Here is a 22,248-nt window from a genome sequence, read left to right as displayed (position 1 = left end):
GAAGATAGTCGGCAGATTAGGTGTAGCTGCCCGAGGCCCCTATGGCAACGAGTGACAAATTAGTAGACATTTAACGCCATGAATCTGGAGAAAAAGCCCATGAGCAAAAAAGTTGCAGTGATCCTTTCCGGCTGTGGCGTGTACGACGGCGCGGAGATTCACGAAAGCGTGATTACCTTGCTGCGTCTCGACCAGCGTGGCGCACAGGTCCAATGTTTCGCCCCCAACATTGCCCAGCTGCATGTCATCAACCATCTGACTGGCGAGGAAATGCCCGAAAGCCGCAACGTGCTGGTGGAGTCGGCGCGCATCGCCCGAGGCGATGTGAAAGACCTGCGCGAAGCCAAGGCCGAGGACTTTGACGCGCTGATCGTGCCCGGTGGTTTCGGCTCGGCGAAAAACCTGTCCAACTTCGCTGTCGAAGGGGCCGGTTGCGTCGTGCAGCCGGACGTCCTGGCGCTCACCGAGGCTTTCGCCGAAGCGGGGAAACCCGTGGGGCTGATGTGCATCTCACCGGCCCTGGCGGCGAAGATCTACGGCCCCGGCGTGACGTGCACCATCGGCACGGATGCCGATACCGCCGCTGCCGTGACCAAGATGGGCGGCACCCATGAAGAATGCCTGGTCACCGATATCGTCGAGGACACTGCGCGCAAACTCGTCAGCACACCCGCCTATATGCTGGCGAAGAACATCAGCGAGGCGGCTTCGGGGATCAACAAGCTGGTGGACCGGGTGTTGGAATTGACCCACGAGAACGACGCCTGACCCCATTTCCTCTTTCCTGTGGGAGGGGGCCAGCATCAGGACAAACGAGCCAACCGCGTCAATATCCGATCCAGCGCATTGGCGAAACCCTGCTTGTCCCGCTCGCTGTACGCCGCCGGCCCGCCGCCCACATGGCCCTGCTCACGCAAGTCGGTAAACAGGTTGCGCACCGCCAGTCGATCGCCCATGTTCTGCGCGTCGAATTCCTTGCCCCTCGGATCGAGGGCGGCGATGCCCTTCTTGACCAGGCGGTCCGCCAGCGGCACGTCGCTGCAGATGACCAACTCACCCGGGACGGCGTGCTCCACCAGGTAGTCATCCGCCGCATCAGGACCGCTTGGCACCACGATCAGCTTGACCAGGGCCAGGCCCGGCTTGATTTGCGGCTGCCCAGCGACCAGCACCACTTCGAACTGGCGCTTCAAGGCGAACTTGACCACCAGTTCCTTCGCGGCCTTGGGGCAGGCGTCAGCGTCGATCCATACGCGCATAAGTGGTTTCCTCTATCTAAAAAAGCATCGCGAGCAAGCTCGCCCCCACAGAGATAGCCTACATCCTGTGGGAGCGAGCTTGCTCGCGATTATGAGCGCAGCGAATGCGGCCGTTCAGGAAACCTGGACCCGACGCTTCTCCGCCACCCAACTGCGCCCGTACAGTACGACGATCGCCAGGATCGCCACCACCTGGGCGGTCAGCGAATAAGCATCGGCATGAATGCCCAGCCAGTCGAACTCGAAGAATGCCACCGGCCGCGTGCCGAATATCCCGGCTTCCTGCAGCGCCTTCACGCCATGGCCAGCGAACACCACCGACAGCGCACAAAGCAACGCGGCGTTGATGCTGAAGAACAGCGCCAGGGGCAGTTTCGCAGAGCCCCGCAAGATCACCCAGGCCAACCCGACCAGCAACACCAGCGCCGTCGCGCCGCCAGCCAATACGGCGTCATGACCGGCGGGACCGGCCTGCAACCACAGGGTCTCGTAGAACAGGATCACTTCGAACAATTCGCGATAGACCGAGAAAAACGCCAGGATCGCGAATCCGAAACGGCCACCGCCGCCCACCAGGCTGCTTTTGATGTAATCCTGCCAGGCCGCGGCGTGACGCCGGTCGTGCATCCAGACACCCAGCCACAACACCATCACGCTGGCGAACAACGCGGTGGCGCCTTCGAGCAACTCACGCTGGGCGCCGCTGACGTCGATCACATAGGCGGCCAGCCCCCACGTCGCCAGACCGGCGAGCAATGCCAGCCCCCAGCCGATGTTGACGCTGCGAACCGCCGACTGCTGGCCGGTGTTGCGCAAGAATGCCAGGATCGCCGCGAGCACCAGGATCGCTTCCAACCCCTCGCGCAACAGGATCAGCAAGCCAGAGATGTAGCTCAACGACCAGCTCAAGCCATCGCCACCCAACAGGCCGGCGGATTCCTTCAACTTGGCCTTCGCCGCGTCCAGGCGTTGTTGGGCCTGGTCCACTGGCAAGCCATCCTGTAAAGACTGACGGAAAGCCATCAACGCCTTTTCGGTGTCCTTGCGCACATTGGCGTCGACGTTATCGAGCGAACTCTCCACCAGCTCGAAGCCTTCCAGGTAAGCCGCGACCGAAAGGTCGTAGGCCTGGTCATGATCACCGGCGCGATACGCCGCGATGCTTTTGTCCAACGTCGTGGCGGTGTAGTCGAGCAACTGCGCCGGGCCGCGCTGCACTTGCGGCGGCTGGGCACGTTGGGCGCGAAACGTCGCTGCTGCCGCGGGCCCTTGGGCAGCCAGGATTTCGGCCGGAGTCTGGCGGGCCAGATCGGCCAGGTTGTAGGTCAGCTCGCTTTTTGTCGCGGCCGGGTCGGCGCTGAAGCTGGCAATGTAAGTTGCCAGGTCCCAGCGCTGGCGGTCGTCGAGCTGGTCGGCGAAAGCTGGCATGTCCGTGCCCTCGACGCCCATGCCCAGGGTGTTGTAGATCGCGTAGAGGCTCAGGCGATCCAGGCGCTGGCCATCACGCAGGTTCGCCGGTGGCGGCTCCAGGCCGACGCCGGCCGGACCATCGCCAGCACCGGTGTCACCATGGCAAACCGAGCAATTCTGCGCGTACAACGGCGCACCGCGCGCCGGATCCGGGGTAATGATCGGCGCTTGGCTGACTTCGTACGCCACCGCCAGCCTTGCCCCCAACTGCCGAGCCAGGCGGGCGACGTCGTCGCCGTCCCGGCGTTCGGTGATAGCCCCGCGCAACGTGCCGATGCCTTGGGTCAACTCAGCCTTTTCCGGCTTGGCCGGCAGCGCAGCAATCAACCCCTCCAACACTTGGGTGAACTCCAGTTGCTCGCGGTATTCCGAATCGTCGATGACTTTTCCCGCTTCGACAGTCGCTGGGTAATCCGCCCCGATGTAATCAAGCAGGTGCAAGGCCTGGGGAGCGCCTTCAGTGGTATCGGCCAGCAAATCGGCGCTGCACAGCGCCAACAACGGCAGCGCTAGCCAAGCCAGGAAACGAAACGGGGCAGGCATGAATGACTCTCGGTTGGAAATAAGAAGTAACATATTGTTCACTTCCAATGCGCTTGACTCAAGTACCGATGTGTTTTCCACGCACATTTTCATCGGATCTTCATGGTTTGGAAGTGACATCACAAAAACATCATTTGGCGATTAAAAAGCCACTACGCGGTCAATCCTCCTGTTTATAATGCGCCGCCCTCTTATTTGTTGAAGGCATAAGAGCTCCTCTCCCTATGAGGAACCGACGGCGCTCCAGTGCCCCGTTCGTGGATCGCCCCAGCCCGACCCGCACACCTGGCTGATATTCAGGGAAGAAGTGTTCATGGCATCCCGTGCCTGTTTTCCGGTCGCCCTCTGCGCGATCACTCTGCTGTCCGGCTGCTCGGCCTTTCGCAACTACGACAGTGAATTGGCCCAGACCAATCAGCAATTGGCCTCCGGCAATGTCGACGCGGCGCTGGCCCTGCTGGAGAAGAACAACTCCAGCCAAGATAAAGACCTGCTGTATTTCTTCGAGAAGGGCGAATTGCTGCGGGCCAAGGGTGACCTCTCCGGCAGCCAGGCGGCCTGGGGCAGCGCAGACCAGCAGGTTGGCCAATGGGAAGACGCGGTCAAGCTCGACACCGCCAAGTACCTGGCGCAGTTCGGCAGCTTCCTGGTCAACGACAAGGTCCGGCGCTACGAGGGTTATGACTATGAGAAGGTCATGCTCACCACGCAGATGGCCTTGAACCTGCTGGCGGTGAATGACTTCGACGGCGCACGGATGCAGATCAAAAAGACCCACGAGCGCGAAGCGGTGATTGCCGACCTGCGGGACAAGGAATATCTCAAGCGTGAAGAGGACGCCGAAAAGCAAGGAGTCCAGACCGAATACAAGGACCTCAAGGGTTACCCGGTTGCCAGCCTGGACGCACCGGAAGTGGTCAGCCTGAAAAACAGTTACCAGAGCGCGTTCAGCCATTACCTGGCGGGCTTCGTGTACGAGGCGTTGGGCGAAAAAGACCTGGCCGCGCCGGGTTACCGTAAAGCCGCCGAACTGCGCCCCAATACCCCACTGCTGGAGCAGGCGCTGCTCAATCTCGACAAGCCCGCCGCCAAGGACGACGACAGCGATATCCTGATCGTGGTGCAGAGCGGGCTGGCGCCCTCCCGGGATTCGATCCGTATCCCGCTGCCCCTGCCCATCAGCGGCAACGTGGTTATCACGCCGTTGTCATTCCCGCTGATCAAGCCGGACACGTCCACCGCCACCTTCGCCCAGATCGGCGTCGACGGCCGGCAACTGGACCTGACCTCACTCAACAGCACCACGGCCATGTCGCGCCGCGCCCTGCGCGATGACATGCCGGGAATCATCCTGCGTACCACCGTACGCGCGGTGAGCCGTGGCGTGGCGCAAAAGCAGATCAACGAAACCAATCCCCTGGCCGGCCTGGCCGTGGGCATTACCTCGGCCGTGCTTGAAGGGGCCGACACCCGGACCTGGCGCACCCTGCCGGATTACACCCAGGTGGTGCGCCTGCGCCTGAAAAAAGGCGAGCACCAGGTCACCTTGCCAAGCGTGGTCGGCGGCTCGGTGGTGAAGGTCAAGGTCGATCAGCGTTACCAGGTCATCACCCTGCGGGCGGTGGGCAACCAGGTGTTCGCCGGCGGCCTGGCGGCCCAGGTAATCCCGAGCGCCAATCCCACCGCCATCGCCGTCAAGCAACCTTAAGAACGGAGTCTTGTTCACATGCGTTTAAAACTGATCGCCGTCGGCGCCCTGGCCTTGCTGGCCGGCTGCGCCACCCCACCGCCACCGGAGCCGGGCAGCGCCGCCAGCAAGGTCGTGGCAATGGGCAAGACCAAGAACATCGTGGTGGGCGCCATGCGCGTCGCTCGGGAAAACGGCTACATGACCGTCAATGTGCAGCTGAGCAACACCAGCTTCAACAACAAGAACATGTATTACCGCTTCGCCTGGCTGGGACCGGAAGGCTTCCCCATCGCCGAGGAAGAAAGCTGGAAAAGCCTGACGCTGTACGGCGAACAGACCCGCTTCCTGCCGGCCATCGCACCGACACCCAAGGCGGTGGATTTCCGACTGGAAATCAACACCCCGTGAGATGCTGAAACCTGTGGGAACGAGCTTGCTCGCTCCCACACCAGCCCCCGAGTGATGCCTGATCCCTTTATTCAGCTTTGAGAGCAACCCCTATGTTCCTACGCATTTCCTCCCTTGCCCTCGCCGCCCTGCTCGTCAGCGGCTGTGCGAACAACTCACCGGTCCTGGGCAACAAGAACATCAGCTATGGCGACACCAAGGCCGTGGAAACCGTCACCAACGAATTCGGCTCCACCGATCTGCAAATGATCGCCGAATCCATGACCCGCTCCCTCGCCCAGTCCGGCGTGCTGCAGGGTCGCCCAGTGGTCCAGGTCTATGACGTGAAGAACAAGACCAGCGAGTACATCGATACCCGGGAAATCACCACCAGCATCAAGACCCAACTCATGAAGACTGGCGCGGCGCGCTTCGCCAGCGACAACAACGCCATGGACAGCCAGGTCGACCAGCTGAAGTTGCAGAACCAGAGCGGCCTGTACAAAAAGAGCACCGTGGCCAAGACCGGCAACATGATCGCCGCCAAATATCGTATCGAGGGCTCCATCAGCTCGATCGTCAAGCGCAGCGAAGATTACAAGGACGTGTTCTACAAGTTCAGCCTGCAACTGATCGACGTCGAAAGCGGCCTGGCCGAATGGATGGACGAAAAAGAAATCCGCAAGACCACGGAGCGTTAAGCCATGCGTACATGGATCGCAATGATGGCCCTGGCTTGCGCATTCACGGCGCAAGCGGCCCCAAAAGTCGCGGTGACGGATCTGGCGTACCAGGAACGCGTCGAGGAATACATCCACACGGTTTCGGCCCAAAGCAACTTCCAGGCAAGCCCGTACAGCGCCAGCGCGTCGTCGAGCTACGACGAGATGGAGGCCACCAGCAGTTACATCGAGCAGGGTGAGCTGCGCAAGTTCACTGGTGATATCAAGGGCGAGATGCTGCGCAGCGGCATGTTCCAGCTGGTGCAGGGTACGCCGTATACCGCGTCGTCCAAGGGCGACGTATACGACGTGATCAAGCGTATCAAGGCGGGGAACTTCAAGGGGGCCGACTACGTGCTGTTCGGCACTGTGTCGGACATTGACTTCACCCGCGACATCAATGAACTTGGCACTGCCGACAGCTACTCGGCGGTGCTGGCCCTGACGTTGGTGGCGGATTTCAGCCTGATCAACACCAAGACCTTTGAAATCACCTCGGCCTTCACCGCCATGGGCGAAGGCCAGGACACCAAGCTACTGAACCACCGTGACGTGCGCATCAGCCTCAATCGTCCGCGGGTCGTGCGTGAAGTGTCCAAGGCGCTGGGGGAAGATGTGGCACGGCAGTTGAGCGAACAGCTCGGCGGCCCGATCCAGGAGCAAGCCGGCGAACCTGTGCAGCGCAACAATCTGCCGAGGGACACGGCGCCAGTGATCCTGCGCTGATTTTCAGTCAGGTAACTGATTTTGTGGTGAGGGGATGGCTCCCCTCACCCCATTGGTTTACACCGCAGCCTTGCGGATCGTCGCCAGCAAACCCGCCGCGCCAATGAACAATCCGGCAAAGGTCCGGTTCATCCGCCGTTGCTGCTTAGGGGTACGCAACAGGCGCAACACCTTGGACGCCAGTCCGGTGTACCCGGCCATGACAATCAGATCGACGCAAATCATCGTCACGCCAAGGATCAGGTATTGCTTGACCAAAGGTGCATGGGGATCGATGAACTGTGGCAGCACGGCGAGCATGAACACCAGGGCCTTGGGGTTGCTGATGTTGACCAGAAAGCCGCGAAACACCAGCGCCAAGGGCTTGCCGATGGGGCGCACCGCCGCGTCGTCGCTGAGGTCGCCGGGGACGGCCCGCCACTGCTTGACGCCCAGGTAGACCAGGTATGCCACGCCGAACCACTTGATTGCATAGAAGGCGGTTGCCGACGCGGTGAGGATCGCGCCCACGCCTGCCGCGACAATTGCGATTTGCAGCGCCAGGCCCAATTGCAGGCCCAAGGCGTTCCAATAACCGCGCCAGAAGCCGTATTGCAAGCCACTGGACATCGATGCAATGGCACCGGCGCCCGGCGAAAGACTGATGACCCAGCAAGCGGCGAAAAACGCCAGCCACGTTTCCAGCAACATTGCACACCTCGGCTCAGATCCATCGAAACGACTAAGCTAATGCGCTGCCGGGCCGGTGGCCATTCTTTTTTTCAGGGGTCGCCAGGGTAGGTGCCGGGTTATTCGACGAAACCGCCGACCGGAAACGCCTCGCTGCCGCGCCAGCGCCGCACCGACCGTTGGAAAAACAGGCTATTGGGCACCTGAACCATGGAACTGCCGGTGCCGAGTTCCTCGGGTTCGATCAACGTGGTGTAGAGCAGATTGATCGCCACCACCCGCCCCTTGATGCCTGGCTTGTCGGTGGCTTCCACCAGCTCGACTACGTCGCCCAGGCGGAACGGGCCGACGGTGTAGATCAGGATGGCACACAGCAAATTCGACAATACGCTCCAGATGGCAAAGAACGCGACCGCCGCAACGGCAACGAACCCCGACAGCGCGGTCCAGAGCACCGTGGCCGAGACACCGAGGCGCTCCAGCGCCACCAGCACTGCGCTGCCCATGATCAACCAGCGCAGCACGCCGCGCAGAATGATCATCAGCTGGGTCGGCAATGGATAGCGCTCGCCGAGCCCCGTGAGGAAGCGCGCCACGAACCGCTGGGCAACATAACCTACCAACAGGATCAGCAGGATTTGCACACCGAGCCAGATCGGCTCGATCCACAGGACCGGTATGGGCAAGGACAACGCTTCCATCAGGACAACGCCTCCAGCTCCGCTTGCAGGTTTTCCAGCAACTCCAGGGCTTGCATCCACGCCTCCTCAAGTTCCGCTTCCCGAACCTTCAGCTTGGCCTGTTCGGCCAGCAGATCACGCAGCTCGTCCTTGCGTGCCGCCTCGTAGAGACCACTGTCCCCGAGGCTGGTTTCGATTTTTTGCAGCTTTTCATGCAGCTTGCCGAGCTCGCCTTCGAGCTTGTCGGCTTCGCGCTTGTGCGGCGCCAGTTGCTGGCGCAACGCCGCGGCGGCCTGGCGTTGGGCTTTCTTGTCGGTTTTGTCCGGGTTGACCGGCGCGCTGCTGACCGGTGCGTTGCGCTGGCGATAATCCACAAGCCAGCGCGCATAGTCTTCAAGGTCGCCGTCGAACTCTTCGACTTTACCGTCCGCGACCAGATAAAAGTCGTCCGTGGTGCTCTTGAGCAAGTGCCGGTCGTGGGAAACCACCAGCACCGCGCCGCTGAATTCCTGCAAGGCCATGGTCAGGGCCAGGCGCATCTCCAGGTCCAGGTGGTTGGTCGGTTCGTCGAGCAACAGCAGGTTCGGCCGCCCCCAGGCGATCAACGCCAGGGCCAGGCGGGCTTTTTCGCCGCCGGAGAAATTCAGCACCGGCTCGTCGATGCGCGCCCCGCGGAAATCGAAACCACCGAGGAAGTCCCTGAGTGTCTGCTCACGCTCGGTTGGCGCCAGGCGCTGCAAGTGCAGCAGCGGGCTGGCCTTGGCATCGAGGGAATCCAGCTGATGCTGGGCAAAGTAGCCGACCACGGTGTTTTCACCGCGCGTCAGGCGCCCGGCCAGAGGCTGGAGCTCACCGGAAAGGTTTTTGATCAGGGTCGATTTACCGGCGCCGTTAGGCCCCAACAGACCGATCCGCGCGCCGGGGGTCAGTTGCAACTTGACCTTCTCCAGCACGGTTTTTTCGCCATAGCCCAGTCGTGCATCCGACAGGTCAATCAACGGGCTGGAGATCTTCGACGACTCGCGGAAAACAAAATCGAATGGCGAATCGACATGGGCCGCCGACAGCTCTTCCATCCGCTCCAGGGCCTTGATCCGGCTCTGCGCCTGGCGAGCCTTGGTGGCTTGGGCCTTGAAGCGAGCGATGTAGCTTTCCATGTGCGCGCGCTGCGCCTGCTGTTTCTCATACGCTTGCTGTTGCTGGGCCAGGCGCTCGGCGCGGGCACGCTCGAAGGCGCTGTAGCCGCCGCGATACAAGGTGAGCTTGCGCTGATCGACATGGGCCACGTGATCCACCACGGCGTCAAGGAAATCCCGGTCGTGGGAAATCAGCAACAACGTGCCCGGATAGCTCTTGAGCCAGTCTTCGAGCCAGATGATGGCGTCGAGGTCCAAGTGGTTGGTCGGTTCGTCGAGCAACAGCAAGTCCGACGGGCACATCAGGGCTTGCGCCAGGTTCAGGCGCATCCGCCAACCCCCGGAGAAATCACCGACCTGACGGTCCATCTGTTCATTGGTAAAGCCCAGCCCGGCGAGCAATTTACGAGCCCGGGCGTCGGCGGTATAACCGTCGGCGCTGTCGAGCTCCGCGTGCAGGCGAGCTTGGGCGGCGCCGTCATGGGCGGCTTCGGCTGCGGCGAGGTCGCGCTGGACCTGACGCAGGCGCAGGTCGCCATCGAGCACATAATCCACCGCCAGGCGTTCGAGGGTGTCGACCTCCTGACGCATATGGGCGATGCGCCAATCGGCGGGCAGCAAGCAATTGCCGGAGTCCGGGTGCAACTCGCCGCGCAACAAGGCGAACAGGCTCGATTTGCCGGCGCCGTTGGCACCGATGAGGCCGGCTTTGTGGCCGGCGTGCAGGGTCAGCTCGGCGTCTTCTAGCAGACGTTGCGGGCCACGCTGTAAAGTCAGGTTCTGAAGTCGAATCATAATGGCGGCGGAGTCTACCAGCTTCGCCCGCAACTGGCGCGAGTAGCACGATGTCGTCTGATCTGTGGAGCTTTTCGATCAACCTCTACGCCAAGCCTGGTGTGGAATCCGCGTGCCTGGCACTACAGACAGGTGGCGCGAACGTGTGCCTGCTGCTCTGTGGGCTGTGGTTGGAACAACGCGGCGTGAGCTGTGATGAGCAAAAGCTTCAGCAGCTTAAGCATCTGGCCGGACCTTGGGACTCGACCGTCGTGCAACCGTTGCGCAAGTTACGCACCCAATGGAAAAACCTTGCCCTTCAGGATCCAGGGCTGGGTGGCTTGCGCGAACAGGTCAAGAAACTGGAACTGGAAGCCGAACGGCTATTGCTTGAGCGGCTGGAGGCAACGGTCAAGGAATGGCCAACGGGACAATCCTTGGATTCAGCGCAGTGGCTGCAAAGGCTTGCGGCAAATGCCGGCCAAGCCAACCACGACGCGCTGCATCAGCTGCGCGTCGCGGTTTCCGACGTTTAGGAAACGCGGGTTGGAGTGGGGCTTGGGGCGGTGGCTACACTCGGGTTCAGTGCCGGTGCTGGCGTACCAACTGTTGGCGCGGGGGTCGCCGCCGGAGCTGGCGCAGCAGGTTTGGCAGCCGGAGCGGTTGCCGGTTTTGCAGCGGCTGGCTTGGCGGCGGCTGGCTTTTTCACGGCCGGCTTCGCAGCGGGCTTGGCGGCGGCAGGTTTGGCGGCAGGCTTGGCGGCAGCGGCGCTCGCTGGTTTGGCTGCAGCCGGTTTAGCCGCAGGCTTAGCCGCAGCTTTGGCAGGCGCCTTGGCGGCGACTGGCTTGGCCGCGGATTTCGCAGCAGGTTTGGCAGCAGTGGCCTTGGTCGCAGTTGGCTTGGCAGCCGGCTTCGCAGCGGGTTTGGCGACCGCTTTCACAGCCGGTTTGGCAGCGGTGGCTTTCGTTGCCGCAGACTTGGCGGCAGCGGTTTTCGCCGCGGGCTTGGCAGCCACTTTGGCAGCAGGCTTAGCGGCGACAGGTTTGGCAGCGGCTGCTTTTACGGCAGGCTTGGCGGCAGCTTTGGCGGCCGATTTTTTCGCAACGGGTTTCGCCGCGCTGGCAGCAACCGGTTTTTTCACGGCAGGTTTGGCCACTGGTTTGCTGGCTGCCTTTGCCCCTACCTTGGTCACTGGCTTGGCGGCCACTTTTGTTGGAGTTTTTGCCGCGACAGGTTTAGCCGCTGGCTTCTTGGCCGATACAGCGGCAGGCTTGGCCGCGCGAAGCGTCAGCGCCTTGCCTGCGGCTTCCTGGACGCGACCCACGCCTTGGGCCAGCTTCAGGCTCTCCTGGGCGTCACGCTTGAGTTGCAGGATGTAGGCGCGGGTTTCGGATTGACGATCCTTCAGGGCATCGAGCAGGTTCTCGAGTTCCTTCACGGCATCCTTGGCCTTGGCTTGTGCCTTGGCTTTGCCAGCGGTTGCCGCGTCTTGCAGTTTGGTGCGCGACTTGTGAAGTTTTTCCTGCGCCTTGCCGCGTTGTTTTTCCAGCTTGGCGAGTAGTTTTTCAGCATCAGCCAGGGCTTGGGAGCAGGCATTTTCCAGATGCTCGAGCAAGCTGCCCGACAGTTGTTGGAGCAAGTGCAACGGAGTGTTTACAGGCTTCTTAGTGGCCGACATGGTTTACCTCCTGACTGACGTGAGTGCGGCTCATACTAGACCTCTGCTGCAACCGCCGCTAGGGCATGTTGACACTACACAAGGCGTTGCGTTGCACGGCACAAGAAATCTTCTGCGCCGGCGCCTGGGCAATTCACTTTTACTGTTTGCGGCACTGGCATAATCCCTCGAATCGAGGCCGGAGAAAGTACACATGTCGCGTCAACTTTTTTTACTTCTTTGCATGATTTTCCCAGTGGCCCACGCCACAGAAAAACCCAACGCAAACGAAGCCCGGGAGCTGGCCTACAGTCTTGGCGCGAGCCTGGGGGAACGCCTGCGCCAAGACGTACCCGACCTGCAGATACAAGCCTTGGTCGAAGGCCTGCAACAGGCCTATCTTGGCAAGCCGCTGGCGTTGGACGATGAACGCATCGAAAGGATCCTGGCCGAACACCAGGCGCAGTTGACGGCGCAATCGGCGACGCCGCAAGACCAAGTGGCGCTGAAGACCGAGCAAAAGTTTCTCAACGAGGAAAAAGGCCGGCCAGGCGTCCAGCAATTGCCGGACGGCATCCTGTTGACCGAACTCAAGCCAGGCAGTGGCACGAAAGCCGGCCCCCACGGCAAGGTCCAAGTGTTGTATGTCGGTCGTCTGCCGGACGGCACGGTGTTCGATTCCAACCATCAGGCACAGTGGTTCAATCTTGATAGCGTGATCGATGGCTGGCGCAGTGCATTACCGCAGATGCCCGTAGGCGCGAAGTGGCGGTTGGTGATTCCTTCAGCCTTGGCCTATGGCGCCGAAGGTGCCGGAGACGTTATTCCACCTTTCACGCCCCTGGTATTTGAAATTGAACTGCTGGGCGCGACGACTTGACGCCCTGAAAAGAAAAACGGCACGCAATGCGCACCGTTTTCTGTCCCGAAGATGTTCTCAAGCCTGGACCGCAGCTTCTTCCTTGTGGGCGTTGTGCAGCACTTCGATCAGGCAGTCTTCCAGCTCGAAACGCTCGTGCAACAAGCCGCCCAGTTCCTTGAATTTTTCCGCCACGCATTTGCCTTCATCGCACAGGTCGTTGAAGGCCAGCAGCTTCTCGGTGATGACATCGATGCGCGGGTAAATCGTGTCGGCCAGTTCCAGGCCGCGCTTGTCGTTGAAGGCCTTGGCCTCGCCCGTGAGTTGCTCGTAGATCTCGAAATGACCCGCGGACACATAGTCCACCAGCACACCACAGAACTCTTGCAAGGGCTTGCGGCTTTCACTCAGTGCTTCAGGCTTGTCGCCAAGAGCATCATAGGCTCGAACCAGTTCGTGACGCTCCTGCAACCAGCGGTCGATCAGCAGATGCACCCCACCCCAGCGTTCCTGAGCATTCTGACAACTTTCGAGCATGGTGATTTCTTCCCTTCTGAGTCACGCCCCTCGCCGTCTGAAACACCCGCCTGAATGATCAGGAGCAAGCCAGACACAACATGATCGAGTGGCATGATTCCAATGATACGTGCGGGCCAGATTATGCCCGCGCGACAACTGCTTCAAGGTACGCAGGAGAGAAAGTTCATACAAGTGTTTAATCCAGCGCCCGGACCAACTGCGACGTCTCGCCGCCGAGCGGCCGTACCAGGGCATCCCAGACCAGGCGCAACAGCAGGTAAGTCATCGAGACAGCAACGGCGAGGAAGAACAGCAGGCTCCATTCGGGGATGCTCAGGTCGAACAGCGTCCAGGTGACACTCGCACAGTCGGGGGCACCATTGGCGACGCGATGCGCGGCACTCCACCACGAGTCCACCTCCGGCAATTGGGCCACGCAGTCAGGCAGCAGCTCATGTGACTCGCTTTGCACCAGTACATTGCGCCAAGCCAACGCCAACCCTGCCGATGCAAAGGCAGCCCCCATCGCTGCATAGGCGATGCAGCCCTTGCGGGTTGGGCCATGCACGCACGCCACGAGGCAATTCACCAGGAAGAGCATCAGGCACAGCCGCTGCAAGATACACAGGCTGCAAGGGGACAGGCCAACCGCGTATTCCAGATAACTGGCGACGCCCATAGCCAGGGCAGCAGCGATGGAAGCCATGAGAAACAAGAAGCGTGAGCTGGCCAGAGACATGGCGGATCCGTAACAGAAGAGACAAGCTGTAACGGTAGAGGAAAGCCCCTGGGCCTTTCAAGGCAGCCCCGCGCAGACACTTCACCAGAGGTGTAGGGAATTCCCGACAGGCCAAAGAGGATTCAGCTCAGTGTGCTGTAGGACTTCGCTGAGCGCTTGGTCAGACCTCCAAAAACCGGGCCGGGATTCGCCACCGTTTGCCTCAGGATGGGCACGACGCCGTGGCGAGAGAGTGTGCTCTCCCTTCCCTGCGGTTCATACCCACCTCAAAGAGTCTTCGTCCCGCCTCAAGTTGACAGGACTTGAGGCGAAACCGGCAGCGGCGCCGCAAGCAAGCGCTCATCCAGCAACCCCAACCCCTCCTGGAACAGCTGGTTGCTTCGCTCGGCATCCCCCAACTGCGCCAGCAGCCGCGCCAACTCGGCGCAAGCTTCGGGGTTGCGCTGCATGCGCAGGCTGCTTTCCAGATAATCCCTTGCCTTGCCCCACAGGCTGTTCTGCAGGCACAGGCGCCCGAGCGTCAGGAGCAGGCTCGGATCATTCGGATGATCCTTAAGCCAGCCTTCAGCCACCTGCAGTTGCCGGCTCGAATCCGCGCCACGAACCAGGCCATACAGGCGCGCCAGGTGGCTGTCGTAGTTGCGCTTGAGCGCAGCGCGCAGCACCTCTTCCGCCTCTACCTGGGCACCCAGCTGCCGAAGCTGCTCGGCGTAGGCCAATACCAGTGCCGGTTCCTGGCGCTGGGCGGAAGTCAGTTGCTGCCACGCGCGATCAAGCGATTGCAGGCCGACACTGCCATCGGCCTCGCGGTGGGCTGCCAGGGTGAGGTTTTCGCCCCAGGCCCGGCGCTCCAGTTCTGCCAGTTCGGCGGCAGGCAGGACCTTGTCCTTGCGCAACTCGGGCAGCAACCGGATCACCGCCGGCCAATCCCCCCGCTGCTGGTGCAAGCGTTGCAGCTGACGCAAGGCCTGGGTGTTATGGGGGTAGCGTTCGTGCATGGCTTGCAGGGTAGTCAATGCACCGTCTGTGTCGCCACGGTCCATCTGCAACTGGGCGTGAGTCAGCGCGATAGCCAGCTCCGCCTGGGGCTGGCGCTCCAAGGCGCGCTCCAGCAAGCTATCGCTCTGATCGTAAAGGCCCTGCTCGTTGGCAGCGCGAGCGGCGCCGAGGTAATACAGCAACGGCTGCCGCTCGGCTTCGGCGGCACGATGCAAGTGCCGTTGGGCGCTGGCCCAGCGTCCCTCTGCCAGGTCCAACTGTCCGTGCTCGATTGCAACCTGGATTCGACGACTGCGGTTGCGCCGCGACCACGGGTTGACCACGCCGGTCGAGGTGGTCACCAGCCCAATCAGCGCGGTGACACCTCGCCACAGCAACCAAAGCACCGCGATCAATGCCAGCGTGACCCACAACCCGGCCTCGTAGCGGAAGTTCTTGTACGCCACCAACACGTAACCCGAATGCTCGGCAATCGCCACGCCCAGCACAGCGGCAACGGCGATGACCACGAACAGAATCACGTAGAGGCGCTTCATGGCGTGGCCTCCTGCTCACCTGCCTTGGGCAACGGCTTGACCGATTCTTCGGCGCTCACGTTGCGGCGTTCAAGATAGGCCTGGACGGCGCTGAGGGTGCCGGTCAGGTCTGGCGTGACCACCGTCACCGGCATCTTGCCCAGCTCAACGACTCGTTCCAGCATGATTTTGCTTTGCGGGTTGTCCTGGTTGAAATTGTTCTTGAGGACGTCACGGGCTTCGGCCAGTGCCTGGGTGTACACCGGCGCCTGGCCGTTGAGGGCGGCCCATTGCGCCTGCTCCAGGGCCAAGCTCAAGGCCAGGCGCACCTGCATCAGGCTCTGGCCGGCGAGGAGCGGACGGACATTTTCATCGGCATTGAAATCGATGCGGATGTAGCGCGAAATACGATCCCACCACTGCGACCACTGGCTGGCGCCGTCGCCATCGGCGGTCAGCCCCAGTAGCGATTCACCGCGGTCCTTGTATTCGGGAGCGATTTCCGACAACTGCAAGACCTGGTCACGCAGGGCGCCCAACTGGAGGAACAGGCCGGTGCGATCCGGCTGCTCTGTGCTGCGCAACGCAGCGAGGGTCTTGGCCAGCTGTTCGCGGGCAGCGAAGGACCCAGGATCGTTTTGCTCGCGAAGGATTTCATCGGCACCCTGCACAAGGGCCTGGGCACTGTTGATGTCTTGCAGGGCGGAAAGTCGCAGGCTGGCCAGGCGCAACAGGTGCTCGGCTTCGGCCAGGCGCCAGTCCTTGCGGCTGGAACCAAGCACGGTTTCCAGGCGCTGGTTCAGGCGCTGCTGGTCGCCTTGCAACTGGGCGACCTGACGTCGCCGCTCTTCCAGCTCTTGAGCCGCAGGCAACTGCTCCAGGCGTTCGCTCAGCCGCTGCTCGTTGAGCTTGAGGTTCTGGGCCTGGTCGTTGAGTGCCTGGACCTGAGCGGCTTGCTGCTGGGTATTGGCTTGCAGGTGACGCACTTGCCAGATACCCCATCCGCCCACGGCCACGCCGGCAGCGCCCAACAATAACGCGACAATCGCAAGCCCGTTACCGCGACGCGGCGCCACCGGCACCGACGGGTCAATCGGAGCTTCGACCGCTGGCTGATCTTGATCTTTTGGCAAGGCTGTTTCGCTCACGTATCCATCCTTTGCATTAGAAAACGGCACGGATTGTTCCCGTAAAGCCGCCAGCAAAGCCGCGGCACTGGCGCCACGACAATCCACAACTGTCCTGGCCCCGGCGGCACGCGCCATCTCGGCGACCCTGGGGCTTGGAACAAACAAGGGTAGCCGCGCCAGGGCGGGCCACGCGTCACCGGCCAGCCGGTGCAGATGCTCGAAGCTCTGCCCACTGCTGACCACCAGCGCGTTCAAGCGTTCCGCCTCGACCTTCGCTGGCAACTCGCCTTCGCCGTAGTGCGGCAAGCCGCGACGGTACAACTCCAGGTAGTCGACACTAGCACCTTGCTCTCGCAAACGCTCTGCCAGCAAACCGCGCCCACCCTCGCCACGCACGATCAAGACACGTGCGTCAGGCCGGTCGATAGCCTGGCGCAACGCTGCCAGCTCAAGCAGGGCTTCGCTGTCGTCACCGTTTTCGGGGTAAAAAACGCGGAGGCCGGCATCGGCCAGAATTTGCCCGGTCGCGGCGCCTACGCTGAACCAGGGTTGCTCTGGAAGGCGCGGCCAGTATTGACGCAGCAACTCCACGGCCAAGCGTGCCGCAGGCTTGCTGACGACGATCACCGCGCTGTACCGATCCAGAGCCTGGAACTTGTCTCGCTCGGACTCGGACAGGGGGACCGGCGTGATATCCAGCAGCGGCATGGCGCTGCTATGGATGCCCGCCTGCGCCAGAACGGCCGCCAACGCAGACGACTCGTCCGCCGGCCGGGTCAGTAGCAGCCGCCATCCCGTCACGCGTCGCCGGCCTCGCCGTAGACTTTCTTGAGAATATCGTCGGCGCCTTGGCTCAACAGGTCCTCGGCGACGCGCACGCCCAACGCCTCGGCATCGCGACGCGGCGCCCGGGCCTCGGCGGCGAGCAGTTGGCCGCCACTCGGATCGCCCACCAGGCCCCGCAACCAGACCTGCTCACCCTCAAGGACGGCGTAGCAGGCGATTGGCACCTGGCAGCCGCCGTTCAAATGCTTGTTGAGTGCCCGCTCGGCGAAGACTCGGATAGCCGTGTCTTCATGGTGCAGCGGCGCCAGCAGAGCGTGAATCTCGCTGTCGGCGCTGCGGCATTCAATGCCCACCGCCCCCTGCCCACCGGCCGGCAGGCTGTCATCGACGCTGATGGCCGAGGTGATGCGTTCTTCGAAACCCAGACGGATCAGGCCCGCTGCGGCGAGGATGATCGCGTCGTACTCGCCGGCGTCGAGCTTGGCCAGGCGCGTGTTGACGTTGCCCCGCAGGAAGCGGATCTGCAGATCAGGGCGACGGGCCAGCAGCTGTGCCTGGCGGCGCAGGCTCGATGTGCCCACCACACTCGCGGCGGGCAGCGCGTCAAGGCTGGAAAAGTCGTTTGAGACAAATGCGTCGCGCGGATCTTCCCGTTCGCAGATGCAAAAAAGGCCCAGGCCTTCGGGGAAGTCCATGGGCACGTCTTTCATTGAATGCACGGCGATATCGGCTTCATTGTCCAGCAAGGCTGTTTCCAGTTCCTTGACGAACAAGCCCTTGCCACCGATTTTCGAGAGTGGCGAGTCCAGCAGCTTGTCGCCGCGACTGACCATGGGCACCAGCGTCACGACCAGCCCCGGATGGGCCGTTTCGAGGCGGGCTTTGACGTATTCGGCCTGCCAGAGGGCCAAGGCGCTTTTACGGGTGGCGATGCGGATCTCGCGAGGGGACATGGATCAATCCGTACTTAAAAGATACGGCAGATAATAACAGCTCAGCCAAAACCGCTTTGACTTGAATCACGACGTCGCGGCCTCCCTGGCCGCCAATCCTGGAAACGGAACGCTCGAGGACGTCGCGCTAGAGCTGCTGCATCATCTTGCGCACGCCGGCGACATGCCGCCGACTGACGATCAGCGCGTCGCCATTCAATCCCTTCAGGTACAGCTGGAAATGCCCCAGCGGCGTACGCTGCAAGCGCTCGATACGTTCGCGGGCCACCAGGGCGTTGCGGTGGATACGCACGAACCGCTCGCCGAACTCATCCTCGAGAGCCTTGAGCGGCTCGTCCAGCAACACTTCACCGCTTTCGTGACGCAAGGTCACGTACTTGTGGTCGGCGATGAAATAAACCACTTGGTTCAAGGGGATCAATTCGATGCCCTTGCGGGTCCGCGCGCTGATGTGGCTGCGTGGGCCGCTGCCGCTTTCGGCGGCCGGGCGGGTGAGCGCCGCCAACTGCGTGCGGTTCGGCCGCTCGGCCTTGCGCAACGCCTCCTCCAGCGCCTGGATGGACACTGGCTTGAGCAGATAGCCCACGGCACCGGTCTGCAATACCTCGGGAGGAAACTCGTCACGCGTGGTGCAAAACACCACCGCCGGAGGTGACTCGCGCTCGCAGAGCTTCGCCGCGACCTGCAAGCCGTCGAGACCCGGCATGCGAATGTCGAGCAGCACGATATCCGGCTTGTGGCTGTCGATTAGGGCCAATGCCTCTTCGCCATTGGTGGCGCTCGGCTCCAGGACACTGTAACCCTCGAGTTCACGGAGCAATCGGCTCAGGTCCTCGCGGGCCAGTGGTTCGTCGTCAACGATCAGGACATTCATATAGCGCTGGATTCCTGCGTGAGTCTCGCACAAGGATAGCGTAGACAGGGGAAGTGACATCCGTCACCGCGATCCACGCTAAGACTCGTCCGAGGGCCAAAAAGTGCCGCGAGGCGGTTGTCGATCTTTACCAGCGCTTGCCCACCGATGCTCGAGGCCTGTTGTCGCACAGCGTCGCCACAGGGTTTGTTAAGACTCGATCTGACCAATATGAGCACCCCCCTTTAATGGTGCGTCCGATGCGTCCAGGATGAAAAAGCAAAGACCTACCGTCCACTGTAGACGGTTGCCACGACGATATTGCTCAATCGAAAAATATCCTTGTGCAAAAAACCCGTGCAATGGTTGACCCGCACGGTAAAAAACCTGCCGAGCAGTGCCAGCGCCAGCCCCGGCAACCCTGTTATCATCCGGGCCAGCGTTAACCGTTATCTTTTTCCAGCCGATCACGAGCGAATTCATGAGCACTGACAAGACCAATCAGTCCTGGGGCGGCCGCTTCAGTGAACCCGTCGACGCTTTCGTCGCCCGCTTCACCGCCTCCGTCAACTTCGACCAGCGCCTGTATCGCCACGACATCATGGGCTCGATTGCCCACGCCACCATGCTGGCCAAGGTCGGCGTGCTGACCGATGCCGAGCGCGACAGCATCATCGATGGCCTGAAGACCATCCAGGGCGAGATCGAGGCCGGCCAATTCGACTGGCGCGTTGACCTCGAAGACGTGCACATGAACATCGAAGCGCGCCTGACCGATCGCATTGGCGTGACCGGCAAGAAACTGCACACCGGCCGCAGCCGCAACGACCAGGTCGCCACCGATATCCGCTTGTGGCTGCGCGATGAGATCGACCTGATCCTGGCCGAAATCACCCGCTTGCAAAAAGGTCTGCTGGAACAAGCCGAGCGCGAGGCCGAGAGCATCATGCCGGGCTTCACGCACCTGCAGACCGCCCAACCTGTAACGTTTGGGCATCACATGCTGGCCTGGTTCGAAATGCTCAGCCGTGACTACGATCGCCTGGTGGATTGCCGCAAGCGCACCAACCGCATGCCCCTGGGCAGCGCCGCGCTGGCCGGCACCACCTACCCGATCGACCGTGAATACGCCGCCCAGTTGCTGGGCTTCGACACCGTCGGTGGCAATTCGCTGGATAATGTCTCGGACCGCGATTTCGCCATCGAATTCTGCGCCGCCGCGAGCATTGCCATGATGCACTTGTCGCGCTTCTCCGAAGAGCTGGTGCTCTGGACCAGCGCGCAATTCCAGTTCATCGATTTGCCCGACCGTTTCTGCACCGGCAGCTCGATCATGCCGCAAAAGAAAAACCCCGACGTACCGGAACTGGTACGCGGCAAGAGCGGCCGGGTGTTCGGCGCATTGATGGGCCTGCTGACCCTGATGAAAGGCCAACCGCTGGCCTACAACAAGGACAACCAGGAAGACAAGGAGCCGCTGTTCGACGCTGCCGATACCCTGCGTGATTCGCTGCGGGCGTTCGCCGACATGATCCCAGCCATCAAGCCCAAGCATGCGGTCATGCGCGAAGCGGCCCTGCGCGGCTTCTCCACCGCCACCGACCTGGCCGATTACCTGGTGCGCCGTGGCCTGCCGTTCCGGGACTGCCATGAAATCGTCGGCCATGCCGTGAAGTATGGCGTAGACAGCGGCAAGGACCTGGCAGAGATGAGCCTGGACGAACTGCGCCAGTTCAGCGACCAGATCGAGCAAGACGTGTTCGCCGTGCTGACCTTGGAAGGTTCGGTCAATGCACGTGATCACATTGGCGGCACCGCACCGGCGCAGGTCAAGGCCGCCGTGATGCGTGGCCAGGCGCTGATTGCCAGCCGCTAAAAAGCCAAAAGCATCGCGAGCAGGCTCGCTCCCACATTTGATCTGCGCAGGCTCACACAATATGTGTTCACTGAAGATCTAACCGTGGAAGCGAGCCTGTTCGCGATGGCGACCTGCAAGGCGCTAGAACTTCACTTCCTGGCAGCGATCTTCGCCAAAAACGCGGGCATCTCAGCATCCCGATCCGCCGCGATCCGCCGCACGTGCGGATTCTGCTCCAACAACTCCATCAAGTTCCTGGCTGCCGGCATGTCCGCCAACAGATCGATGTCGAAGACTTTCCTGCCCACCTGCAAAACCAACGAAAGGCTGTAGTAGAAATACAGGTCCGCGATGCTGAACGTCTCTCCCGCCACATAAGGCGAAAACTTGCCGTGCCGGCTGAGCGAAGCGAACCCCAACAGCAATTCACCTCTGGCCTTTTCCTTGATCGCATCGGGCACCGACATGCCGAAAAACGCTTCCGGATAACAGGCGCGCCCCGGCAGCTCGATGTACAGCTCGATTTCCCGGCACAAGGCCAATACCTGGGCGCGCCCGAACGGGTCCGTTGGCAGCAAGGCCTTGCCTGGCTGGGTTTGCTCGATGTACTCGAGGATCACGCTGGTCTCGTTGATGAAACCATGCTCGGTCTTCAGCACCGGAACCTTGCCGCGCGGGCTGATGGCCAGCGCTTCCGGAGTCTGGGCGCCAAAGAACTGGACTTCTTCGAAGGGCACTCCCTTCTCCAGGAGAGCCAGCTTGACCATGTTGTAATAATTGCTGACAGAAAAACCATAAAGCTTGAGCATTCCATAGCCTCCAGGCCGTGCGGGGTTGGCAGCCTTGGGTTATAGACCGCCGGCGTGTTTCGCGCCAGGCGCATCACGCCGCTGAATACAGGTAAACTGGCGCCTTTTCCTAAAGGAGGCTGCCATGAGCGAGCCCATCGACAACGGCAACGACATTGACGAAGAAGAGTTCGTCGAGAATACGCTGATCCAGGCCATCGAGAATCAGATCGAAAGCGACAATCCACCAGCGGCCAAGGCCACGTTCAACAAGCTGACCCTGGTGGGTTATGAGCGTGAAGAAATTCTCAACCTGATGGCCCACGTACTGGCGGTGGAAATCGACGCGATCCTCGAAGAAGACCGTCCGTTCAATACCGAGTGGTACGAAGCTGCATTGCGCGCCCTGCCCGAGTTGCCGCCGGAAAAAAACTAAGCTGTTCTTGTGGCGAGGTAGCTGGCTCCCTCGCCATGAAAAAGTTCCCGGACAAAAAACCATGACTCTGACACTGGACAGCTCGCCCAAGTGCGCTCAC

At 61.6% G+C, this 22,248-nt stretch carries 22 protein-coding genes and 2 pseudogenes; 9 read left to right on the top strand and 15 right to left on the bottom strand.

Translation table 11 applies throughout. The annotated features are described in order from the left end of the window. The first annotated feature begins 99 nt into the window (after positions 1 to 99). Positions 100 to 768, top strand: coding sequence for an isoprenoid biosynthesis glyoxalase ElbB (gene elbB, locus J3P81_RS01025; protein WP_434561681.1), 669 nt, complete (start codon positions 100 to 102; stop codon positions 766 to 768). Between the two features lie 35 nt (positions 769 to 803). Here the strand turns inward: elbB and J3P81_RS01020 are convergent, their stop codons facing one another. Continuing rightward, complete coding sequence (locus J3P81_RS01020; RefSeq protein ID WP_434561679.1) at positions 804 to 1,259, bottom strand: YaiI/YqxD family protein; 456 nt, start codon at positions 1,257 to 1,259, stop codon at positions 804 to 806. Between the two features lie 114 nt (positions 1,260 to 1,373). After that, on the bottom strand, positions 1,374 to 3,272 hold the full coding sequence (locus tag J3P81_RS01015) for an FTR1 family protein (protein WP_434561677.1): 1,899 nt from the start codon (positions 3,270 to 3,272) through the stop codon (positions 1,374 to 1,376). A 313-nt stretch (positions 3,273 to 3,585) separates the two neighbouring features. Here J3P81_RS01015 and J3P81_RS01010 point away from each other — a divergent pair, with 313 nt between their 5' ends. From J3P81_RS01010 to J3P81_RS00995, 4 genes are all read left to right on the top strand, one after another. Beyond that, positions 3,586 to 4,980 (top strand): COG3014 family protein, encoded by a 1,395-nt coding sequence (locus J3P81_RS01010; RefSeq protein ID WP_434561675.1) that lies wholly within the window; start codon positions 3,586 to 3,588, stop codon positions 4,978 to 4,980. Between the two features lie 18 nt (positions 4,981 to 4,998). Continuing rightward, complete coding sequence (locus J3P81_RS01005) at positions 4,999 to 5,370, top strand: DUF1425 domain-containing protein (protein ID WP_420765129.1); 372 nt, start codon at positions 4,999 to 5,001, stop codon at positions 5,368 to 5,370. A 92-nt stretch (positions 5,371 to 5,462) separates the two neighbouring features. After that, the gene (gene lpoB, locus J3P81_RS01000) at positions 5,463 to 6,050 is read left to right on the top strand and encodes a penicillin-binding protein activator LpoB (RefSeq protein ID WP_030138155.1); all 588 of its coding nucleotides are present in this window, start codon (positions 5,463 to 5,465) and stop codon (positions 6,048 to 6,050) included. Positions 6,051 to 6,053: 3 nt separating this feature from the next. Further along, a complete protein-coding gene (locus J3P81_RS00995) occupies positions 6,054 to 6,797 on the top strand; it encodes a penicillin-binding protein activator LpoB (RefSeq protein WP_420765130.1) in 744 nt (247 codons plus the stop codon). A gap of 57 nt (positions 6,798 to 6,854) precedes the next feature. Here the strand turns inward: J3P81_RS00995 and rhtB are convergent, their stop codons facing one another. The 3 genes from rhtB to J3P81_RS00980 form a co-directional block, all read right to left on the bottom strand. After that, positions 6,855 to 7,487 (bottom strand): homoserine/homoserine lactone efflux protein, encoded by a 633-nt coding sequence (gene rhtB, locus J3P81_RS00990; protein ID WP_420765131.1) that lies wholly within the window; start codon positions 7,485 to 7,487, stop codon positions 6,855 to 6,857. Between the two features lie 98 nt (positions 7,488 to 7,585). Then, positions 7,586 to 8,167, bottom strand: coding sequence for a mechanosensitive ion channel domain-containing protein (locus tag J3P81_RS00985; protein ID WP_420765132.1), 582 nt, complete (start codon positions 8,165 to 8,167; stop codon positions 7,586 to 7,588). Continuing rightward, positions 8,167 to 10,077, bottom strand: coding sequence for an ATP-binding cassette domain-containing protein (locus tag J3P81_RS00980; RefSeq protein WP_434561673.1), 1,911 nt, complete (start codon positions 10,075 to 10,077; stop codon positions 8,167 to 8,169). Before J3P81_RS00980 ends, J3P81_RS00985 begins: the two co-directional genes overlap by 1 nt. Before the next feature lie 50 nt (positions 10,078 to 10,127). On the opposite strand from J3P81_RS00980, the gene J3P81_RS00975 reads away from it, so the two are divergent. Further along, positions 10,128 to 10,592: a TIGR02444 family protein gene (locus J3P81_RS00975; protein WP_434561671.1), complete on the top strand. Its 465-nt coding sequence runs from the start codon at positions 10,128 to 10,130 to the stop codon at positions 10,590 to 10,592. Here the strand turns inward: J3P81_RS00975 and J3P81_RS00970 are convergent. Beyond that, the gene (locus J3P81_RS00970) at positions 10,589 to 11,734 is read right to left on the bottom strand and encodes an AlgP family protein (RefSeq protein WP_434561669.1); all 1,146 of its coding nucleotides are present in this window, start codon (positions 11,732 to 11,734) and stop codon (positions 10,589 to 10,591) included. The two genes, J3P81_RS00975 and J3P81_RS00970, sit on opposite strands and share 4 nt — an antisense overlap. Before the next feature lie 193 nt (positions 11,735 to 11,927). Between J3P81_RS00970 and J3P81_RS00965 the strand changes: the two genes are divergently transcribed. After that, on the top strand, positions 11,928 to 12,593 hold the full coding sequence (locus tag J3P81_RS00965) for an FKBP-type peptidyl-prolyl cis-trans isomerase (protein WP_434561667.1): 666 nt from the start codon (positions 11,928 to 11,930) through the stop codon (positions 12,591 to 12,593). Between the two features lie 57 nt (positions 12,594 to 12,650). Here J3P81_RS00965 and J3P81_RS00960 read toward each other — a convergent pair whose 3' ends face one another. The 8 genes and pseudogenes from J3P81_RS00960 to J3P81_RS00925 form a co-directional block, all read right to left on the bottom strand. Continuing rightward, positions 12,651 to 13,109, bottom strand: coding sequence for an Rsd/AlgQ family anti-sigma factor (locus J3P81_RS00960; protein ID WP_039590209.1), 459 nt, complete (start codon positions 13,107 to 13,109; stop codon positions 12,651 to 12,653). Between the two features lie 178 nt (positions 13,110 to 13,287). Beyond that, positions 13,288 to 13,830, bottom strand: a complete 543-nt coding sequence (locus J3P81_RS00955) for a disulfide bond formation protein B (RefSeq protein ID WP_420765137.1) — start codon at positions 13,828 to 13,830, stop codon at positions 13,288 to 13,290. Positions 13,831 to 14,117: 287 nt separating this feature from the next. Next, positions 14,118 to 15,365 carry a heme biosynthesis protein HemY gene (locus J3P81_RS00950; protein WP_420765138.1) on the bottom strand — a complete coding sequence of 416 codons (1,248 nt, stop codon included), beginning with the start codon at positions 15,363 to 15,365 and terminating at the stop codon, positions 14,118 to 14,120. Beyond that, positions 15,362 to 16,492: a uroporphyrinogen-III C-methyltransferase gene (locus J3P81_RS00945; RefSeq protein WP_434564175.1), complete on the bottom strand. Its 1,131-nt coding sequence runs from the start codon at positions 16,490 to 16,492 to the stop codon at positions 15,362 to 15,364. The genes J3P81_RS00950 and J3P81_RS00945 overlap by 4 nt, the downstream gene beginning before the upstream one ends. Positions 16,493 to 16,576: 84 nt before the next feature. After that, positions 16,577 to 17,275, bottom strand: a pseudogene (locus J3P81_RS00940) (uroporphyrinogen-III synthase); the annotation flags it as partial. Then, the gene (gene hemC, locus J3P81_RS00935) at positions 17,272 to 18,213 is read right to left on the bottom strand and encodes a hydroxymethylbilane synthase (protein WP_434561665.1); all 942 of its coding nucleotides are present in this window, start codon (positions 18,211 to 18,213) and stop codon (positions 17,272 to 17,274) included. The pseudogene J3P81_RS00940 and the gene hemC, both read right to left, overlap by 4 nt. A 127-nt stretch (positions 18,214 to 18,340) precedes the next feature. Then, the gene (locus J3P81_RS00930) at positions 18,341 to 19,087 is read right to left on the bottom strand and encodes a LytR/AlgR family response regulator transcription factor (protein ID WP_420765140.1); all 747 of its coding nucleotides are present in this window, start codon (positions 19,085 to 19,087) and stop codon (positions 18,341 to 18,343) included. Next, positions 19,084 to 19,233, bottom strand: a pseudogene (locus J3P81_RS00925) (sensor histidine kinase); the annotation flags it as partial. The gene J3P81_RS00930 and the pseudogene J3P81_RS00925, both read right to left, overlap by 4 nt. A gap of 314 nt (positions 19,234 to 19,547) precedes the next feature. On the opposite strand from J3P81_RS00925, the gene argH reads away from it, so the two are divergent. Then, positions 19,548 to 20,942 carry an argininosuccinate lyase gene (gene argH, locus J3P81_RS00920; RefSeq protein WP_434561663.1) on the top strand — a complete coding sequence of 465 codons (1,395 nt, stop codon included), beginning with the start codon at positions 19,548 to 19,550 and terminating at the stop codon, positions 20,940 to 20,942. A 131-nt stretch (positions 20,943 to 21,073) separates the two neighbouring features. On the opposite strand, the gene J3P81_RS00915 is transcribed toward argH, so the two are convergent. After that, positions 21,074 to 21,733, bottom strand: coding sequence for a glutathione S-transferase family protein (locus J3P81_RS00915; RefSeq protein WP_434561661.1), 660 nt, complete (start codon positions 21,731 to 21,733; stop codon positions 21,074 to 21,076). Positions 21,734 to 21,857: 124 nt separating this feature from the next. On the opposite strand from J3P81_RS00915, the gene J3P81_RS00910 reads away from it, so the two are divergent. Then, positions 21,858 to 22,148: a hypothetical protein gene (locus tag J3P81_RS00910; RefSeq protein WP_420765143.1), complete on the top strand. Its 291-nt coding sequence runs from the start codon at positions 21,858 to 21,860 to the stop codon at positions 22,146 to 22,148. Positions 22,149 to 22,248 lie beyond the last annotated feature (100 nt).

Origin of the sequence: Pseudomonas sp. R1-6, from assembly GCF_051132115.1 — a bacterium.
In the GTDB taxonomy this organism is placed as follows: domain Bacteria; phylum Pseudomonadota; class Gammaproteobacteria; order Pseudomonadales; family Pseudomonadaceae; genus Aquipseudomonas.
Note: the sequence above shows the minus strand (reverse complement) of the source record. Positions and strands in the feature narration are given on the sequence as shown.

Excerpts from the sequence above, each read along its gene's own strand:
- elbB (WP_434561681.1), top strand. The coding sequence starts at position 100 with ATGAGCAAAAAAGTTGCAGTGATCCTTTCCGGCTGTGGCGTGTACGAC.
- J3P81_RS01020 (WP_434561679.1), bottom strand. The coding sequence starts at position 1,259 with ATGCGCGTATGGATCGACGCTGACGCCTGCCCCAAGGCCGCGAAGGAA.
- J3P81_RS01015 (WP_434561677.1), bottom strand. The coding sequence starts at position 3,272 with ATGCCTGCCCCGTTTCGTTTCCTGGCTTGGCTAGCGCTGCCGTTGTTG.
- J3P81_RS01010 (WP_434561675.1), top strand. The coding sequence starts at position 3,586 with ATGGCATCCCGTGCCTGTTTTCCGGTCGCCCTCTGCGCGATCACTCTG.
- J3P81_RS01005 (WP_420765129.1), top strand. The coding sequence starts at position 4,999 with ATGCGTTTAAAACTGATCGCCGTCGGCGCCCTGGCCTTGCTGGCCGGC.
- lpoB (WP_030138155.1), top strand. The coding sequence starts at position 5,463 with ATGTTCCTACGCATTTCCTCCCTTGCCCTCGCCGCCCTGCTCGTCAGC.
- J3P81_RS00995 (WP_420765130.1), top strand. The coding sequence starts at position 6,054 with ATGCGTACATGGATCGCAATGATGGCCCTGGCTTGCGCATTCACGGCG.
- rhtB (WP_420765131.1), bottom strand. The coding sequence starts at position 7,487 with ATGTTGCTGGAAACGTGGCTGGCGTTTTTCGCCGCTTGCTGGGTCATC.
- J3P81_RS00985 (WP_420765132.1), bottom strand. The coding sequence starts at position 8,167 with ATGGAAGCGTTGTCCTTGCCCATACCGGTCCTGTGGATCGAGCCGATC.
- J3P81_RS00980 (WP_434561673.1), bottom strand. The coding sequence starts at position 10,077 with ATGATTCGACTTCAGAACCTGACTTTACAGCGTGGCCCGCAACGTCTG.
- J3P81_RS00975 (WP_434561671.1), top strand. The coding sequence starts at position 10,128 with ATGTCGTCTGATCTGTGGAGCTTTTCGATCAACCTCTACGCCAAGCCT.
- J3P81_RS00970 (WP_434561669.1), bottom strand. The coding sequence starts at position 11,734 with ATGTCGGCCACTAAGAAGCCTGTAAACACTCCGTTGCACTTGCTCCAA.
- J3P81_RS00965 (WP_434561667.1), top strand. The coding sequence starts at position 11,928 with ATGTCGCGTCAACTTTTTTTACTTCTTTGCATGATTTTCCCAGTGGCC.
- J3P81_RS00960 (WP_039590209.1), bottom strand. The coding sequence starts at position 13,109 with ATGCTCGAAAGTTGTCAGAATGCTCAGGAACGCTGGGGTGGGGTGCAT.
- J3P81_RS00955 (WP_420765137.1), bottom strand. The coding sequence starts at position 13,830 with ATGTCTCTGGCCAGCTCACGCTTCTTGTTTCTCATGGCTTCCATCGCT.
- J3P81_RS00950 (WP_420765138.1), bottom strand. The coding sequence starts at position 15,365 with ATGAAGCGCCTCTACGTGATTCTGTTCGTGGTCATCGCCGTTGCCGCT.
- hemC (WP_434561665.1), bottom strand. The coding sequence starts at position 18,213 with ATGTCCCCTCGCGAGATCCGCATCGCCACCCGTAAAAGCGCCTTGGCC.
- J3P81_RS00930 (WP_420765140.1), bottom strand. The coding sequence starts at position 19,087 with ATGAATGTCCTGATCGTTGACGACGAACCACTGGCCCGCGAGGACCTG.
- argH (WP_434561663.1), top strand. The coding sequence starts at position 19,548 with ATGAGCACTGACAAGACCAATCAGTCCTGGGGCGGCCGCTTCAGTGAA.
- J3P81_RS00915 (WP_434561661.1), bottom strand. The coding sequence starts at position 21,733 with ATGCTCAAGCTTTATGGTTTTTCTGTCAGCAATTATTACAACATGGTC.
- J3P81_RS00910 (WP_420765143.1), top strand. The coding sequence starts at position 21,858 with ATGAGCGAGCCCATCGACAACGGCAACGACATTGACGAAGAAGAGTTC.